At 38.2% G+C, this 15,797-nt stretch carries 20 protein-coding genes; 18 read left to right on the forward strand and 2 right to left on the reverse strand.

The features are described from left to right. The first annotated feature begins 101 nt into the window (after positions 1 to 101). From RIB54_RS03870 to RIB54_RS03900, 7 genes are all read left to right on the forward strand, one after another. Positions 102 to 1,049, forward strand: coding sequence for an NAD(P)-dependent alcohol dehydrogenase (locus RIB54_RS03870; protein WP_350099370.1), 948 nt, complete (start codon positions 102 to 104; stop codon positions 1,047 to 1,049). A gap of 16 nt (positions 1,050 to 1,065) precedes the next feature. After that, positions 1,066 to 1,710 (forward strand): DUF998 domain-containing protein, encoded by a 645-nt coding sequence (locus RIB54_RS03875; RefSeq protein ID WP_350099371.1) that lies wholly within the window; start codon positions 1,066 to 1,068, stop codon positions 1,708 to 1,710. Then, positions 1,703 to 2,734 (forward strand): serine hydrolase domain-containing protein, encoded by a 1,032-nt coding sequence (locus RIB54_RS03880; RefSeq protein WP_350099372.1) that lies wholly within the window; start codon positions 1,703 to 1,705, stop codon positions 2,732 to 2,734. The genes RIB54_RS03875 and RIB54_RS03880 overlap by 8 nt, the downstream gene beginning before the upstream one ends. Positions 2,735 to 2,855: 121 nt before the next feature. After that, positions 2,856 to 3,092: a hypothetical protein gene (locus tag RIB54_RS03885; protein WP_350099373.1), complete on the forward strand. Its 237-nt coding sequence runs from the start codon at positions 2,856 to 2,858 to the stop codon at positions 3,090 to 3,092. Continuing rightward, complete coding sequence (locus tag RIB54_RS03890) at positions 3,074 to 3,373, forward strand: type II toxin-antitoxin system RelE/ParE family toxin (protein ID WP_350099374.1); 300 nt, start codon at positions 3,074 to 3,076, stop codon at positions 3,371 to 3,373. The genes RIB54_RS03885 and RIB54_RS03890 overlap by 19 nt, the downstream gene beginning before the upstream one ends. 3 nt (positions 3,374 to 3,376) lie before the next feature. Continuing rightward, a complete protein-coding gene (locus RIB54_RS03895; protein WP_350099375.1) occupies positions 3,377 to 3,712 on the forward strand; it encodes a hypothetical protein in 336 nt (111 codons plus the stop codon). Positions 3,713 to 3,823: 111 nt separating this feature from the next. After that, entirely contained in the window at positions 3,824 to 4,387 is a 564-nt protein-coding gene (locus RIB54_RS03900) for a uracil-DNA glycosylase family protein (RefSeq protein ID WP_350099376.1), read from the forward strand. Positions 4,388 to 4,397: 10 nt separating this feature from the next. Here RIB54_RS03900 and RIB54_RS03905 read toward each other — a convergent pair whose 3' ends face one another. Next, positions 4,398 to 6,332 carry an adenylate/guanylate cyclase domain-containing protein gene (locus RIB54_RS03905; RefSeq protein WP_350099377.1) on the reverse strand — a complete coding sequence of 645 codons (1,935 nt, stop codon included), beginning with the start codon at positions 6,330 to 6,332 and terminating at the stop codon, positions 4,398 to 4,400. A 515-nt stretch (positions 6,333 to 6,847) separates the two neighbouring features. On the opposite strand from RIB54_RS03905, the gene RIB54_RS03910 reads away from it, so the two are divergent. The 3 genes from RIB54_RS03910 (at position 6,848) to RIB54_RS03920 (ending at position 8,511) form a co-directional block, all read left to right on the forward strand. Next, positions 6,848 to 7,408, forward strand: coding sequence for a hypothetical protein (locus RIB54_RS03910; protein ID WP_350099378.1), 561 nt, complete (start codon positions 6,848 to 6,850; stop codon positions 7,406 to 7,408). A gap of 121 nt (positions 7,409 to 7,529) precedes the next feature. Beyond that, the gene (locus tag RIB54_RS03915; protein ID WP_350099379.1) at positions 7,530 to 8,000 is read left to right on the forward strand and encodes a DinB family protein; all 471 of its coding nucleotides are present in this window, start codon (positions 7,530 to 7,532) and stop codon (positions 7,998 to 8,000) included. A gap of 43 nt (positions 8,001 to 8,043) precedes the next feature. Continuing rightward, complete coding sequence (locus RIB54_RS03920) at positions 8,044 to 8,511, forward strand: YybH family protein (RefSeq protein ID WP_350099380.1); 468 nt, start codon at positions 8,044 to 8,046, stop codon at positions 8,509 to 8,511. A gap of 41 nt (positions 8,512 to 8,552) precedes the next feature. Here the strand turns inward: RIB54_RS03920 and RIB54_RS03925 are convergent, their stop codons facing one another. Beyond that, positions 8,553 to 9,353 carry a phosphatase PAP2 family protein gene (locus RIB54_RS03925; RefSeq protein ID WP_350099381.1) on the reverse strand — a complete coding sequence of 267 codons (801 nt, stop codon included), beginning with the start codon at positions 9,351 to 9,353 and terminating at the stop codon, positions 8,553 to 8,555. Between the two features lie 122 nt (positions 9,354 to 9,475). Here RIB54_RS03925 and RIB54_RS03930 point away from each other — a divergent pair, with 122 nt between their 5' ends. The 8 genes from RIB54_RS03930 to RIB54_RS03965 all read left to right on the forward strand — a co-directional run bounded on the left by RIB54_RS03930 (position 9,476) and on the right by RIB54_RS03965 (position 15,604). Beyond that, positions 9,476 to 9,793, forward strand: coding sequence for a hypothetical protein (locus RIB54_RS03930; protein WP_350064535.1), 318 nt, complete (start codon positions 9,476 to 9,478; stop codon positions 9,791 to 9,793). 152 nt (positions 9,794 to 9,945) lie between these two features. Further along, positions 9,946 to 10,812 carry a sugar phosphate isomerase/epimerase family protein gene (locus tag RIB54_RS03935; protein ID WP_350099382.1) on the forward strand — a complete coding sequence of 289 codons (867 nt, stop codon included), beginning with the start codon at positions 9,946 to 9,948 and terminating at the stop codon, positions 10,810 to 10,812. A 149-nt stretch (positions 10,813 to 10,961) separates the two neighbouring features. Continuing rightward, a complete protein-coding gene (locus RIB54_RS03940) occupies positions 10,962 to 11,249 on the forward strand; it encodes a YciI family protein (protein WP_350099383.1) in 288 nt (95 codons plus the stop codon). 209 nt (positions 11,250 to 11,458) lie between these two features. After that, complete coding sequence (locus tag RIB54_RS03945) at positions 11,459 to 11,836, forward strand: hypothetical protein (RefSeq protein ID WP_350099384.1); 378 nt, start codon at positions 11,459 to 11,461, stop codon at positions 11,834 to 11,836. A 108-nt stretch (positions 11,837 to 11,944) separates the two neighbouring features. Further along, complete coding sequence (locus RIB54_RS03950) at positions 11,945 to 12,373, forward strand: PH domain-containing protein (RefSeq protein ID WP_350099385.1); 429 nt, start codon at positions 11,945 to 11,947, stop codon at positions 12,371 to 12,373. Positions 12,374 to 12,619: 246 nt separating this feature from the next. Then, on the forward strand, positions 12,620 to 13,690 hold the full coding sequence (locus tag RIB54_RS03955; protein ID WP_350099386.1) for a ComEC/Rec2 family competence protein: 1,071 nt from the start codon (positions 12,620 to 12,622) through the stop codon (positions 13,688 to 13,690). Beyond that, on the forward strand, positions 13,687 to 15,090 hold the full coding sequence (locus tag RIB54_RS03960; RefSeq protein WP_350099387.1) for an ABC-three component system protein: 1,404 nt from the start codon (positions 13,687 to 13,689) through the stop codon (positions 15,088 to 15,090). Before RIB54_RS03955 ends, RIB54_RS03960 begins: the two co-directional genes overlap by 4 nt. Beyond that, the gene (locus RIB54_RS03965) at positions 15,071 to 15,604 is read left to right on the forward strand and encodes an ABC-three component system middle component 1 (RefSeq protein ID WP_350099388.1); all 534 of its coding nucleotides are present in this window, start codon (positions 15,071 to 15,073) and stop codon (positions 15,602 to 15,604) included. The genes RIB54_RS03960 and RIB54_RS03965 overlap by 20 nt, the downstream gene beginning before the upstream one ends. The last annotated feature ends 193 nt before the right edge of the window (positions 15,605 to 15,797 follow it).

The raw sequence follows: 15,797 nt of genomic DNA on the forward strand, positions 1-15,797 counted from the left end.
ACATTCAAGGATTCGCTTTAAACAGCTAAAAAAACTTGCCCGTAAAACGGGTATTGATATCTGGATATTTAACCTGCTAGAGCCCTCAAACTAATCTTGAAATGAAAGCAATTACAAAACACAAATACGGAGGCCCCGAAATTCTTAAGTTAGAAGAAGTAGATAGGCCTAAGGTTAAAGAAAAACATTTACTGATCCATGTTAAGGCAAATTCTGTAAACCCTGCAGACTGGCATATACTAAGAGGTAAACCTTTATTTGCCAGACTATCTATGGGCTTGTTTAAACCTAAAGACAATATACTCGGTGCTGACTTTGCAGGCATTGTTGAAGAAATAGGCTCAGGGGTGACCAAATTTAAAGTTGGAGACAGGGTTTTTGGTGAATTTATGGATGGCGGTGCTTTTGCAGAATATGCTTGTGTACCTGAAACTGCCTGCGGTCACATACCTGATGGAATAGATGATATCGAAATGGCCGCTGTACCTATTGCAGGATTAACAGCTTTGCAGGCATTAATCACTCAAGGAAAACTGAAAGAAGGGGAATCCGTCTTGATTAACGGTTCTTCGGGCGGAGTGGGTCATTTTACAGTACAAATTGCTAAAGCCTATGGAGCACAGGTTACTGCAGTTTGCTCCAGTAAAAATGCAGATTTTGTGAAGTCAATTGGTGCTGACAAAGTAATTGCCTACGATCAGGAAAACATTCATCAGCATGCCGGGAAATATGATTTGGTAGTAGACACCAACGGCAACCTAAATTACGCTGATTATAAACGAATGGGAAAGCGTGGTGTTATGGTAGGATTTACTACTATGGGGCACATGATGGCTGTATTGCTTAAAAATATTTTTAGTAAGTTTTCCCTTCGTGTGTTTACTGCCGCGGCCAATAATGAAGATTTAAATACCTTAGCCAAGCTAATAAAAGAAGGTAATGTAAAACCTCACATTGAAAAGACATATCCCTATTCTGAGATTCCTGAAGCTATAGCATATATAGAATCTATGAGAACCAGAGGGAAGGTTGCGATATCATGGGATTAACAATTTATCTGTAGCAATGAGTAAAAATATCATTTTTTGGTCGGGGATTGTTGGTGTTACATTATTTGTTGTCGCTGCCATATTAGGGGGCTTGCAGATCAACGACTATAGCCATATTTCACAATATATCAGTGAATCATATGCCATTGATACTCCCTATGGGAAAGCCCTAAGATTCTTAGCCTATTTCCCTTGCGGACTCCTATTGACATTCTTTGCATTTTCAGCACTTAAAAAATTTCCTAAATCAAATTTGATTAAGGTTGGTTTTTGGGGAATTGGCATTTTCTATGGTTTAGCTACAGTTATTGTTAGCGTGTTCCCGTGCGATAGCGGATGTAACAAAGAATTCATCGACCCTAGCATCTCGCAGATAATTCACAACCTAACAGGTCTTCTGACCTACATTTTTGTGCCAGCAAGCATCATTGCTATAGGGCTTGGTTTACAGAAATTAAAAGCTCACAATAGCTTAGCCAGATTTTCGGTCTTTTTTGGCCTTTTTTGCTTTATTTTTATCGGAATCTTACTGTCAAACCCTAACTCAAATTATACTGGACTGTTGCAACGAATAATTGAAGGTTCATTTATTATTTGGGTCATTAGATGTGCTTTCTTAATTCGGGGATATCAGTCAAAAAAATTAATAACAATTGACTAAAAAACAATCACAGCGAATAATCAGAATACTACTTTTCGTTGGCACTGTGGCTTCCTTGTTCTTTGTGCCCTGGCTTCTCGTAAAAGCATGGATACTCCCATTACCAGACACGGTCCAGGAGCAGTTAGATGAGGCCATTGGCCATGGATTTGAAGGAATGGTCGTTTATGTGGATCAAGCTGGAAAACCTCCTCAATACTATGCTGCCGGATGGCATGATAGGGAGGCTAAGATTCCTGCCAAACCTCAAGCGCTATTTAAAATAGCAAGTATCAGCAAGCTGTATGATGCTGTAGCAGTAACAAAATTGGTAAGCGATGGCCGTCTTTCTCTGGACAAAACCATTGCTGATTATTTGCCTGAGCTTGTAGGCAGAATAGAAAATGCCGATAAAATTACCTTGAGGTTGATGATACAGCATAGAAGTGGTATCCCAAACTTTACGGACGCTTACAATTTTTGGGCCGCTCCAACTAAGACTTATGAAGAGAGCCTGGCATTGATACTCGATAAGCCTGCCAACTTTGAACCAGGGAGCGACTATGAATATTGCAATACAAACTATCTGCTGATCAATAAGATTATGGATGATGTACTTGGCTATCCAAATTTCCAGTTCATTCAGGAAGAAATACTTACTCCACTGAATCTTAATCACACCTTCGGATCACTAAGTGATGTAAATATTGACTATGTGATGAGTGGTTATCATCAAGGACATCCCCATGACCTCAAGAAAGATGATCATGGCATGTTGGCTACAGCAGAAGATGTTGGGACTTTCCTGAGGGCTCTGAACGATGGTTCAATATTTAAAAATGGCGAGCAGGAGATATATTCTTCCGTTTACGAATATGAACATGGGGGCTGGGTTCCAGGCTACCAAAGTTTTGCTAAATACCATGAAGATATTGATGCTGTTATCATTGAGTTTTACAGCACCACTGATTCCAAACTATACCTGTGGAACTTGTCAGAAATTATAAATAGCAGGATTGTGAAGATATTGAAGAAGGAAAACTGATTAATAATAAAATGCCAACTGCTGCATTAACACAGAAATATTGGTATTGGATTTTACAATATTCCTGTAATAGCACTTTTGGAATATAATTCATACTTTTAATGTAGGAAAAAATGGGAATATGGACAGTGATATACAACTAAAGAAAAACCTGATATCCAGGATAAAGAGCTCGAAAGACTTGAATTTTCTTCGAGCACTTCAAACCATTTTTGATAGTTCTGAGCAATCCCTTTATGAATTAAATGAGCAACAAAAAAAATCCATTGATATAGGGCGTGAAGACATAAAAAATGGCGCTTCCAAAGAACATGAGCAGGTAATGACAGAAATGAAGGAATGGCTAAAAAGCAAATAATTTGGTCTTCCAGAGCTAACTCAGAACTAAAGGAGACCCTAGAATTCTACAACCAAAGAAATGGAAATACCAACTATAGCCTAAAACTCCTTGATGAAATTAACGATATATTAAATACGCTGTCTGAAAGTGAGTTTATTGGGCGACTTACTGAAAATAAGAAGACCAGGGTAGTTGTTATGAAGGTATATTTAATTTTCTATGAAATCACTAATGATCGAATTAACATTTTATCATTTTGGGACAATAGACAGGATACTGGCAAACGAATCAAAATTTAAAAAATGCCAATTGCCAACTGCTACATCAACACTAAAATACCTGCCAAAACTGATTTCAACAGTATTGTGGCGGAATGGTCTGATAAAATAGGCGCAAGCCCTAATGACGTTACCATCAATGTTTTTACCGATTTTGTCCAGTATGGAAATAAAGATGCCGTTATGGTTAACCTCTTTCTTCCCTCCCTATGGTCAAAGCAGGAGATTGAAAATATCCAAAGCTCATTATCTGGTTTGCTCGAAAAACACCTTGGTATTGAACCTGATCAAGTCTTTATCATGACTTCAATCATTCAGTCAGGGCATGTTTTCAGCGATGGTAAAACTGAAAACTGGTGATCAAACCTCCTGAAATACTGTCAGCAGACTAACATCAGACCTGTTTTTTACTGGCATTCATAAATAGTAACAAGTTTTTTACTATTATGCCCAGGCAATTAATCTGATAAGATGCTCCAACTGCTAGAAGAAATAAGAACTTGTGTTTTGTGCCCATTACCTCATGGTCATAGGCCTGTAATGGCTGCAAACCCTAAAAGCAAAATTGTAATCATAGGTCAGGCGCCAGGCAGAAAAGTACATGAAAGTGGGGTGCCTTGGGACGATAAAAGTGGAGACAACCTAAGAAAATGGCTTGGTGTTACTCACGAACAATTCTATGACCCAACTTTATTTGCCGTCCTTCCGATGGGGTTTTGTTACCCAGGCACTGGCAAAAGTGGTGACTTGCCACCCAGACCTGAATGCGCCCCGCAATGGCATTCCAAAGTCCTTGATCATTTAAAGGAAACTGAACTAACCTTGCTCATTGGCCAATATGCTCAAGAATATTATCTGCAAAAATCTGAGCAAAGCCTGACCGAAACAGTCAAAAATTATGAAGCCTATCTGCCCAATTATTTTGTCTTGCCTCACCCCTCGCCTCGCAACAACATCTGGATGAAAAAGAACCCGTGGTTTGGGGATAATGTTTTACCTGCCCTTAAAAACAGAATTGCCGCTGCCATCTCATAACAAAGCTCAATCAGGCTACCTTATAAATCTTAATCAGATCTTTTCTGCCCTTGATTTTGGTTTCTATCATCTCATCAAAGGCAAAATCATGCTTATCTAAGTGAGTGGCTACTTCCTCTGAAATTAGTAATTGAGAATGATAGATTTTATTTAGCTGCTCTATTCGCGCTGCTGTTATTACAGTATTTCCAGTAATGGAATATTGCTTCCTGATTTCAGTGCCTACATTGCCAGCTACCACCTCTCCGGCATGCAGGCCAATGCCAATCCTGGTTTTCTCGATGGTTCCAGCCTCACTTCTGGCATTCACCTCTGCCACTATTTCCATCGCGGCTAAGAAGGCATTTTTAGTATCATTGCCGTAAGATGCAGGGGCACCAAAAGTAGCCATAAAACCATCGCCCATAAACTGGTTGATAACACCATGATGTTTGGCTACAATTTCAATCATAAAGCCAAACACATCATTCTGATAGCTGATGATTTCCTGTGGTTCCCGCGCCTCGGCAAAAGGTGTGAAATCACGAATATCAAGAAACATGACACACACAAATTTACTTTTGATCTCTGCGCTTCCCTCTTCAGCTAGCAGCGCCTCAGCAATATCATCAGACACCTGCTGCCCAAGTAGTTTTTTAATTTTTTGCTCGGCCTGCACCAGTTTACCTTTGGTCATTTCTAAATTGGAAAAGGTGGTTTGCAGGTTGGTATGTGCCTTCTTTTTGGTTACAAAAAGCCAGTAAAATATAGCCAGCAATGCTGCTAAAAATATGATGCCCAGAAAAAGGCCTTTTCTGAAAGTAGAAGCCCTTTCCAGCTCTGAACTTGACTTGGAAAGCTGCAATTCGTTCAGATCGTTCTCCTGAAGTAGCAGCTGAATCTGCTGCGCCTGATTCACCATTTCCACGCTATCCAAAATCATTTTCTGCCTTTCTTCCAGTCGCCTTGAGGTTAGCTCATTATAGAGTTTGTAATACCTAAGCGACTGCGTATAGTCCTGCTTAGCCTCAAATTGCAGCGCCAGTTCCCGATAATTGTTAATGGCCTGGCCAAGACTATCATCTTCCACCACTTTAGGCATGAGCAGTTTTGGCGATTGAATGGCCTGTTTTCTATCTATTTCTTTGGTTACCTCCTTCACCTGATCAAAGACATTGCGCAAACCTTCCTTTGACTCTTCCACGGCTACCGTATCACCAAGTTTTTCGAAATAGTTTTGCGTAATTTGATAATAAGCAATGGCCTCTGTAAGGTTACTGTCCATTTGATTGAGCCTGGCTATTTTTGCATGTACATCAGCAATGGCCTTGGCATCACCCTTATTTTTCATTAGCTGGGCTGCCTTCTTGTAGTTCTCAATGGCACGTGGATAGTTGCCCTTCTTCTCATGCGAACTGGCCATACTTAAAATAGTATTGATCTTAATGTCTTGCGAAGCCGCAGTGATTTTATCACCAACACCGAGCGGTCCAATGGTGCGTTTTAAAAAGCCCTCTTCCTCCACTCCAATGGAGTCCAGCTTAGCCAGCATAACCTGTGATCGGTCAAAATTGAGATTGTCTTCTATAGCTGCTGCCAGTTCTGCACTTTTCAAAAACCGCTTTTCTGCATCATTATATTTTTCCTGTTGGTATAAAGCCACACCATGCAGATAGCAAGCTGTAGCCTGATGCACAATATCACGCTGATTGATCAACACATTGCCCTCATTAAAAATATCATCAGCTAGATTTTCTGCTTGTTTGGTGTACTTAGCTCCCTTTTTGTGCTCGTGTTTCAGATAGTACTCCCCTATTTTATTGAGCGCCTTAAGCTTGTCTAAACCGTAGAAATCCGACACACTCTTTTCAAGCGCCTTTATATCATCAGCAGTAGTTTGAGAAAATGCCGGCTGAATGAGAACCGCAAGCAAGCCAATAATTATAACACGCCAGATATGCTGCATAATGAATTTGATTCTACAACCGATACGGAAAATTAATGAATGAAGCAGATATAAACTGTATGTGGTGTATAAAGGTTCTGTCTGGCTAATAGGCAGGCTGTAAAGAAATCTTTCTTTACATGTAAATAAACCTAAAGCGTACAAACATGCTCCGTTCACACTATGCTTTGCATAGTGGAAGGCATGCATTAATGTCACCATGCAAAGTATGGCGACAACTGGGGAGTAAACCTCACGGTAGACCACCTTGTGCTTACGCTAAAGCTTCAGCGACACGCGTGCGACTTGCTAGTGCTTCGGGACACGACTCCCGCACACAAGGGACTTACAACCTCTGGAATAATTTGGTATCTTAGATACTTGATGCCCATGCTGGGCACACACAACGTATATAAAAAATTGCTATTTTAGTTCTAAACCGATGGAGGTTGCTTGTTTTGCTACTTCTGATTTTCCTGCGGAAAATCCTCGCATACAAAACCGTAACTTTCCATATACAAACCGTTGCCACAATTATGAAAAAAATCCTGCTAATATTGATAATCGGAATATTGTTTGCCAATTGTGCTAATAAGAACGATAAGCAGGATGCAACAGAAGTTACTAACTTGGAAAAGGCTAAAGCTGGAAGCCAAATTAAACTCGAATATATCGACAGGTGGAACCAAGTTGAACTTACTCAAACTGACGATGAATTCGGAGAATGGGGCGGAAACTCTGACATTATAGTAATTTACTCTGATGGAGAAAAAATTTATGCAAACTATTCGAGATATTTGGGTTCTTATGAGCCACCAAAACCACCAAATGAAAACGAAAAAACAAAAAAATGGTATGAGTATAAAGAGTTGGAAAAAACAATAGATAGTGTCGAATTGAACAGCGAACAAATTGAATTGATTGAAAGTGCAATAATTGAACTGACTAAACTAAAAATTAATTCTAAAACATATCCAGCTCACAGCGGAATAGTAAATACGGTCATTTCAAGAGATTCAAGTCTAATAATAGAAGATTACCCTTCAAAAGAGTGGCAATCGTTTCAGTACCTGAAAAAAAGCATAACGGATAAATAACTGTGGGCAATCGAGTATCCCGACCTGAGCCATAATGGCTCAGGTTGAGGCTCTAAAATAGCCAAGAAATGGTAAGTGAGGGCACTTACTATGCGTTGGAACATTAAAGTTTAAAGTGAAAATGAGTGAGAATTTAGCTAACCGACTGCGAGAAGTATTATTGAACGGAAAGTGGATTGCTAACACTAATTTAAAAGAACAGATAACAACTACACACTGGAGACATGCAATTCAACGAATAGGAAATATGAACACTATTGCTCTATTAACCTTTCATATAAACTACTATCTAAAAGGAGTATTAAATGTGTTTGAAGGTGGGAATCTTGAAATTAAAGATAAATACAGTTTTGATATGCCTGAAATTGAATCAGAGATGGATTGGAGTAGATTAGTGAATGAGTTTGTGAGCAATGCCGAAAATTTTATAAGCCACGTTGAAAAAATGGACGACAAATTATTGAATGAACCATTTGTGAAAGAAGAGTATGGAAGCTATTTACGAAATATTGAAGCTCAAATCGAGCATAGTTATTATCATTTAGGGCAAGTTACTTTGATTAAAAAATTAATAGAACAAAAACAAAATTGATTTAGAAATCTCAACAACAATCAAGATTTTTAGGGCAACAAGAATGACAACCACCAAAACCTTATACAAAAATTGCTTAATCGTAGGTGTGATTATTTTCACTTCCTTCTGGAGCATTTCAGAATCCGTTGCGCAGCAAGATGAACAAGAAATCCGGAAAATAAGAGAGGCATCCAACAATGCACTTCGGGCATATGACAATGACCTCGTACTCTCCTTCCTGACGGAAGATGTACTAACAACCACTGGAAATGGAACACTACTCGCTGGAAAGGAGGCCCTTAGAAACTACATTTTAGCAGCAGGTGAAAGCAAGATGTACTGGATAAGAACAGCACTGGAAGTTAATGTAAATGAGGCTAAAGGCCTGGCTTGGGAAACTGGCACCTGGAAAGGCTATGATCCTGAACAAGGAGAAGAGGCTATAATTGGTGGAAAATACTCTGCTCAATGGACAAAAGCCTCTGGAAAGTGGTTGATAAAATCCCAGCTTTTTGTATCACTTGAATAAGGCCTGCCGGATTTTGGAACCCTTGTAAGCTTTCTGCCCAATTAAAAAAGATAAGCCAGCCTAATACCTCTGCCTGTAGGCAAAACACTAATCCTGCTTTCTTTCCCGTCTTCTTTCAGATCGGTATAAATTCTATGCACCGCTTCGGCACAGGCTATACCCAGTGCAGAGCCTAAAATGATATCTGAAAACCAATGCGCACCATCATAAACCCTGGAAAAGCCTACTACAACAGGCACTGAATAAAAAAGCAGTTTCAAAGAAAGAGGTTCAAACTGCTTGGCTAAAATCCACGAAGTGGCAAGGGCAAGCATAGTGTGGCCCGAAGGAAATGAATGATAATCCCCACCGCTAAGTGGCCTAAATTCATAAGCACCTTGATCAGCAGCAGGCCTGGCCCTGCCGACCAACTCTTTTAGGCCAGTTTGTAGCAACCCAGAAGTGGTTACCGAGGCAAAAATCATGATGCCCGTATCTCTTATTTTTGGTGAGTTCACCAATATGCCTGTCGCCCAGGTGGCTATCATTACCGGGTAATTGTTTTCCGGCTGGCCCATAAAGTCGCCAACCGTTGATATGCGCGAAAGCGTGCGTGATTGATTTGCCTGCCAAAAATCATTGATAGGTTCATCCAGAAAAGAGGCTGCGCCAGCAATAGCCAACACTCCTCCAAACTGTAGCCATTGCTTCTTTTGCCAATGAAAAGGACGGGCATAAGTTTTAATAATGGTCGTGCCACCGTTCCAAAGGTCAGTTTTAATTTCCTTACCTATCGACCTCTTTTGAGCCGAAGCCGTTGACACGATCAGGCAAATGATTATAATGATGCTTAATTTTCTCATTTTCAAAAGGTGTGCAAAGCTATCCTTTTTTGCTAAACCTGATGAACTAAAAAGCAAGCCTTTAAAAAATTTATTGCTACTTTAAGCCTCTAAAAATCATTGAATTATTGGTATACCTATAAATGACAACTGCATCGAAATATTCTGTAATCTGGAAGTATAAAGTGAAGCCTGATTCTTTAGAACAGTTTGAGTTTGAATATGGTCCTAATGGCACATGGAACAAGCTATTTGCACAATCCGAAAATTATGGCGGCTCTTTTCTTCATAAAAGTGATGAAGAGCCTCAAACTTATATGCTTATAGACACATGGGTAAGCAAGCATGCTTATGAAGACTTTATTAATGAAAATCAGAAAGTGTATAGTGAGATCAGCGCTGGATTTGAAGACCTCTATTTAACAGAAGAGAAGGTAGGCTCTTTCAACTTGGTAGAATAAAACCCTTAAATTAAAATATTAGTTGGAAGTTCATTAACTACCATCAATAACCCTTCATTAACCAAATAATTGCTATTTTAATAGGCCAAAATCGTTTGCACGATCTTAACACGACTTAACTATCTACTTTATAAATCTAAAAACTACCTAAAATGAAAAACAATTTAAGATTACGGATTTTAACGATTGCCCTCTTTGCGTGCTTCTCGCTTAGTGCTGTTGCTCAGAAGCAATTTGGAGGGCTGGCGCTATACACCGTGCGCGATGACATGAAAAATGATCCTAAAGGCGTGCTGAAGCAAGTAGCCGATGCCGGTTACAAATATGTGGAAGATGCAGGCTATAGTGATGGCAAATTTTATGGGATGACTCCTACAGAATTTAAAAACACGCTCAGTGAGTTGGGTTTAGAACCAATAAGTTCACACCAGGGAGGCATTACTTATGAAAATGCTGACCAAACTATTGCTGATTTAAAAGCAGTAGGTTTTAAATACCTGGTAGTGCCTATACCACCCATGGGTCATTTTAAGTATTATCCAGAAACCAAATCTATGGGCATGACCGGTGGCGCTGCTAACCTGGCCGAGATACTAAATACCCTTGGTGAAAAGTGTACCAAAGCCGGCCTTAAATTATTGTATCACAACCATGACTTTGAATATAAAAAGGATGCTGATGGCATAGTCACTATTGATTACTTATTGGAAAACACTGATCCAAAACATGTGAACTTTCAGATGGACCTGTTTTGGGTGACTAAAGCAGAGGCCAGTCCGACTGCCTATTTTGAAAAATACCCAGGCCGCTTTATAGCATGGCATGTGAAAGACATGGATGAAGAAGGAAAGTTTGCGCCTGTGGGCAATGGTACTATTGATTTTACCAAAATACTAGCTGAGAAAAAAGCGTCAGGTATGAAGTATTATTTCGTAGAGCAAGACCAGACATTTAATATGAAGCCATTGGAGGCTATAAAAGTTAGTCACAAGGCACTTGAAGAAATAGGGTTTAAGTAATCTGTCTCCACAGTGATAAATAAGAAAGGGCCTGAAATGCAGGTCTTTTTTTTGTTCGAGCTCTTCAAGCTCTTCGGAATTTGTAAATTCCGAAGAGCTCATTTTTCATATAAAAGCACATTCACTAAGTAAAACCAAAAACTACAGATATGTTCATCATCAATCTTACTTACAAAACTGAACTGGAAAACATTGACAAGTATTTAACCGAGCATATTGACTTTTTGAATGAACAATATAAACAAGGGGTGTTCCTGGCCTCTGGCCGAAAAGTACCGAGAACAGGAGGAATAATTCTGGCTAAAGTTGATAGCAAATCTGAATTAATGAAAATTATTGAAAAGGATCCTTTTAAGATAAATGGTTTAGCCGATTACGAGTTGACTGAGTTCATTCCGAGCAAAACTTGTGATGAACTTAATTTTTTATTGGAGTAGGCAGCGAGCTGAAAAGTAATACAGCCTCTTTTGAATTATAAATTCCGAAGCACTATTGTAGGGTTTCCAATCCGGTTCTTTTTTCACATAATGTAAATCTTACCACCCATCTCAAGCATTATGAGATAATGTTAAATTCTGCCTATTTTAAGGTATCTAAAACCTGTAAATCAATGCTTATTAGTTGTTTATTGTTAAAGCCAACTGAAATGAAAAAGATAAAATATCCGCTAATACTTATCCTTGCCTTTACTTCTTTTAATCTTTTAGCTCAAGGGAAGAAAATCATTGTCATGAACCAATATTGGGCTAAGGAAGGAAAAATTGAAGAAGTGTACCAGCATCGTCTACATGCAAGTGAAGTAAGAAAGCAACTTGGGCTGGCCGTTGGCAGGGTATTGTTAAATACCTCCACAGATGGAGAAGGCCCTCATGTTATTTGGGAATGTGAGTATCCCTCAAAAGAAGCCCGCGAGAAGGATACGGAACTTCTTGATGAATCAGGGCAGTTTGATGCCGTAATGGAAAAAATGGGCACCCTGATAGACAAATTCCAACGGACAGTTTATGAAACTGGTGGAGAATAGGATACAGTTCTATTTCTAGCTCTTAGGAGTCACCTTAAAAGGACTCGCAGGCCCAGACCTCTGTCAAACATTACAAAAAATAATATATTATGGCTATTTTTATCAAGTATGAAATTCGAAAGCAAAAAGGACATACTGTTTAATTCGGTGATGCTTGGTACCCTGGGGCTGCTCATATGGATTATGGCTATGGTATTAACCAACGGTTTATCAGGTGAAACAAAATATATAACACTATTCTTCACCCTATGTCTGACAGGGCTAGTGCTTTGGGTTTACTTTGGCACCAGCTATAGTATTACACAGCATACTTTGAGTTACAGAAGTGGACCCATTCGTGGTAAAATCGAGATTGAAAAAATAAAGGAGATTATTAAGGGCAAAACCCTGTGGGTGGGGTTGAAACCTGCTACCTCCACAAACGGACTTATCATTAAATACGGTAAGTACGATGAGATTTACATTAGCCCTAAAACAAATGAGCTTTTTATTCAAAAATTATTAGAGCTTAAGAGCGATATAAAGGTAACGGAATAGCTAACGCGCTTAGGAATTAGTCATTCGTTTTAAAAAACTTGATCACAGCTGTACTGATAATCATCCATATAATTATCTCAATAATGTGATAATTAATGATATTTTATGGCTATTTTAAAGCAAAACAAAGCCGTGTATAAACGCTTACAAAGGTTTACTTAAAGGAAGATGTTCATATCCGGTTGTTATGTGCAAGCATAAAAGGGTGTCCGCACAATAGTAATTAACCCTAATGAGAGATTAAAAATGATTGTTAAATTTTTACAAGCAGAAAATGGTGACTCCATAGCCATCAGTTTCAGCGATAGTGAAGGTAAGCCAAGAAATATATTAATTGATGGTGGTAGAGAGTTAACTTATTTTGATAGGGTAAGAAGAAATGGTCCTTTGAAAAAGGTGATCGATAAAATAAAAGGCAGTGGAGAAAACATAGACTTACTCATTTTATCTCATATAGATAATGATCACATTGAAGGGTTTCTCAAATGGTTTGAACAAGATAAAAATGCACCGAGCATTATACGCGAAGTATGGTTCAATTCTGGTGAAGCCATTGCCAACTATTTGAAAAAACCTAAGAATGAGGACTTAAATCTATTCATTGCTGATGGTTCAAATGTTTATACTGGAGTAGATGAAGGAATCGAATTTCAAAAGTTTCTACAAAAACATAATCTTGACCGAGACGGTGTTATAATGAAAGACTTGGAATGTGAAGATTTTAATCTAAAAATCAATGTTCTCACACCAACACATAAGCAACTAGAAAATTTGTTAGAGCACTATCATGAAAAAACAGGTGATGTAAGATATACGGCTGCTGGAAACGACTGGTCTAAAAATCTTAGCGACATAATAGCCGAAGAAGCAGAACCAGCCTTTCGATTCAAACAAGATAGAAGTGAAAAGAATGGAAGCAGCATAACATCCTTAATTACTTACAAGGATAAAAGCTTTTTATTGCTTGCAGATTCACATCCCAAGGAAGTGTGCAGTGCTCTAAAAGATTTGGGCTATTCAAAAGAAAATCCAGTAAAGGTTGAATTTATGCAGGTAGCACATCACGGTAGTAAAGCAAACAACAATAAAGAGTTGTTTGAATTGGTTGATACAGAGAACTACGTTATAAGCACAAATAGTTCAGGTCATGGTCACCCACATAAATGTGTTATTGCGAGGATAGTTGCAAAAAATCCTAAAGCAGTCATATACTCAAACTACGAGAGAGTTACAGATAATCTATTAACAGAAAAGGATAAAATGGACTACCCAGATGTCCAAGTTAAACTAATTTCAGAGTTCAATATTGAAGAATGAGTGCAAACGATTTAAAAAAACATACGGCAAAAGTAGGCACTGGTAGTGGATGCGTGTTTCAGCCTATGGATGAAAATAGCACCTACATTCTAACTGCAAAACATCTTTTCCAAAATAAAAATCAAGAAACTGGGAAACATGAAGAATTCTTTGCTAATGGCAGTGAAATACCCGTTACTTTTTTAGAATACGATGGCAACAGCTGGAACAGCACTTTAGATACCTTTACCCTGGAATTTGAAGAAAATTTCTTTCCACATACAGAGGCAGATGCTGCAATATTGAAAATACCTTATCGCGAGGGTTTTGAAAGTATCCACATTAGAGAAAAACGCTTAAGTGATGAATATTTTTTATGCGGATTTCCCGGCAGACTTCAACATGAAGATGGGGCAGGAAATAATTACGCAAATTTTGCTGTAGAAAGCTTTAAGCATTCAGGTAATTATTTTGACGTTGCTAAATTAAAAGATAACATTCTTACCCTACAAGAGATCGAAGGAACTTCAGGTGGTGGTATAATGAGATATGACGGGTCATCAAATGTTTTTGTAACTGGAATACAGAGTAGAATGGCTACCGATGTCAATTTACCACTTGGAGAAATAGGCTTCGTTCCAGTAAGATACTTTGAACAAATAATTGAAAACTACAAAGTCCAGGGAAAGCTTGTAGAATTACTACCTGTATTTCTCAAATCCTTTGTTTCGCTTATTGGTGATACATTTCAATTTGCATCAGCGGGAATAAATAAGGAAGAAGCTGCCCTATCAGACTTACTAATTGCTAAGGCTCAATTTATACAGCAGAGCGATCTAACGCCACTAGAATTAAGATCCTTCTTAGGAGAACAACGCCTATTAATAAAGGACCAAGATAATGTTGAGTTAAGGCGAAAAAAAGTATGGACGTTTTGGTTAGAGTTACTAGTGATTTTAAATATCGTAAAAGATAAAGTTCATAATAAAGGAGATTTAACGGACATACTTAGTAAAATTAGATTTTTCTATTCAGATACTGATAAGCCATTCCTTAATGAGCATTTACAGGATTTATGGAAGTTAGATTATAAAGATTTAAAAGACATGGGCCTTGTCATATATGCATCTAAACAGGTCTACCCCAGTAGAGGAACAGAAGGTATTTTGAACTTAGGTGAAATAATTTTAGATATATCTTCTGCTCGAAGAGATTTTCAAAAAATGCAAAGTCAATCAATTGCTACTGGCACAATTGACATAGCCGAGGCAAGGGAATTCCCATTTGACCGATTTAAATACACAAGTCTGACGACATTCAAAGAATACGCAGCTCTAGAACTTGATGCGGGTTTTTTGGATATGAAACCAGCCGATTGCTACCCATTACTAAAAGAATTGTATGAAAGACTCTTACCATAACATTGGGGAAATATTTAAAAACGACTTCCCAGAGACGACAATTGAAAACTCAATTGTTGAATTGGAAAAAGGTAGAGCTCATTGTCTCTTTCTTAAAATACCTGATGAGAAATTTTTACATGAAAACTGGAAAGGTATCACGAATAGCATTGCATTGAATTATCAAACCCATCTAGAAACAAGTTTTGAAAAATGGAATATCTATTTGTTCTTTTTGATGTCTAAGGAACTAGAGGAATTAAACTTAAAATATACCATAGAGAACAACACATTTTCCAGCCGTAAAATCTTAGAAGATGCTTCATTGTCAGCTGAAGTGCTTATTAAAAAACATGTCAATAACGAATTAACTATTAAAGAGGATACTAATAGAAGCGGGGATACTGAATTCTCACATGACCCCTTAATTTATAGTGTGTTAAAAGATAAAAAGTTGAAGAATAAGAAAATCCTAGCTAAACCTTTAGAAGAGGCATATGATCAACTAATCACAAAAATAAAGGGAAACTCATGAAATTCAATTCAGTTGAAATATCCGGTTTTCGAATATATAATAAACCCGAGGATGCCAACTTCAATTTTATAACAGAAGATGGCGAAACTGCAGACTTTGTATCACTCTTTGCTCCCAATGGTTTTGGCAAGACGTCCTTCTATGATGCTGTCGAGTGGGCTGTAACAAATAACATTGAGCGTTTTTGGGTGAA

Source organism: Fulvivirga sp., from assembly GCF_040218215.1.
Classification (GTDB): domain Bacteria; phylum Bacteroidota; class Bacteroidia; order Cytophagales; family Cyclobacteriaceae; genus Fulvivirga.

What these genes read in the sequence shown, in the direction of transcription:
- RIB54_RS03905 (WP_350099377.1), bottom strand. Translation starts at nt 6,332, where the DNA reads ATGCAGCATATCTGGCGTGTTATAATTATTGGCTTGCTTGCGGTTCTC.
- RIB54_RS03965 (WP_350099388.1), top strand. Translation starts at nt 15,071, where the DNA reads ATGAAAGACTCTTACCATAACATTGGGGAAATATTTAAAAACGACTTC.
- RIB54_RS03925 (WP_350099381.1), bottom strand. Translation starts at nt 9,353, where the DNA reads ATGAGAAAATTAAGCATCATTATAATCATTTGCCTGATCGTGTCAACG.
- RIB54_RS03885 (WP_350099373.1), top strand. Translation starts at nt 2,856, where the DNA reads ATGGACAGTGATATACAACTAAAGAAAAACCTGATATCCAGGATAAAG.
- RIB54_RS03875 (WP_350099371.1), top strand. Translation starts at nt 1,066, where the DNA reads ATGAGTAAAAATATCATTTTTTGGTCGGGGATTGTTGGTGTTACATTA.
- RIB54_RS03920 (WP_350099380.1), top strand. Translation starts at nt 8,044, where the DNA reads ATGACAACCACCAAAACCTTATACAAAAATTGCTTAATCGTAGGTGTG.
- RIB54_RS03960 (WP_350099387.1), top strand. Translation starts at nt 13,687, where the DNA reads ATGAGTGCAAACGATTTAAAAAAACATACGGCAAAAGTAGGCACTGGT.
- RIB54_RS03895 (WP_350099375.1), top strand. Translation starts at nt 3,377, where the DNA reads ATGCCAATTGCCAACTGCTACATCAACACTAAAATACCTGCCAAAACT.
- RIB54_RS03930 (WP_350064535.1), top strand. Translation starts at nt 9,476, where the DNA reads ATGACAACTGCATCGAAATATTCTGTAATCTGGAAGTATAAAGTGAAG.
- RIB54_RS03915 (WP_350099379.1), top strand. Translation starts at nt 7,530, where the DNA reads ATGAGTGAGAATTTAGCTAACCGACTGCGAGAAGTATTATTGAACGGA.
- RIB54_RS03935 (WP_350099382.1), top strand. Translation starts at nt 9,946, where the DNA reads ATGAAAAACAATTTAAGATTACGGATTTTAACGATTGCCCTCTTTGCG.
- RIB54_RS03955 (WP_350099386.1), top strand. Translation starts at nt 12,620, where the DNA reads ATGATTGTTAAATTTTTACAAGCAGAAAATGGTGACTCCATAGCCATC.
- RIB54_RS03945 (WP_350099384.1), top strand. Translation starts at nt 11,459, where the DNA reads ATGAAAAAGATAAAATATCCGCTAATACTTATCCTTGCCTTTACTTCT.
- RIB54_RS03900 (WP_350099376.1), top strand. Translation starts at nt 3,824, where the DNA reads ATGCTCCAACTGCTAGAAGAAATAAGAACTTGTGTTTTGTGCCCATTA.
- RIB54_RS03940 (WP_350099383.1), top strand. Translation starts at nt 10,962, where the DNA reads ATGTTCATCATCAATCTTACTTACAAAACTGAACTGGAAAACATTGAC.
- RIB54_RS03870 (WP_350099370.1), top strand. Translation starts at nt 102, where the DNA reads ATGAAAGCAATTACAAAACACAAATACGGAGGCCCCGAAATTCTTAAG.
- RIB54_RS03890 (WP_350099374.1), top strand. Translation starts at nt 3,074, where the DNA reads ATGGCTAAAAAGCAAATAATTTGGTCTTCCAGAGCTAACTCAGAACTA.
- RIB54_RS03950 (WP_350099385.1), top strand. Translation starts at nt 11,945, where the DNA reads ATGAAATTCGAAAGCAAAAAGGACATACTGTTTAATTCGGTGATGCTT.
- RIB54_RS03910 (WP_350099378.1), top strand. Translation starts at nt 6,848, where the DNA reads ATGAAAAAAATCCTGCTAATATTGATAATCGGAATATTGTTTGCCAAT.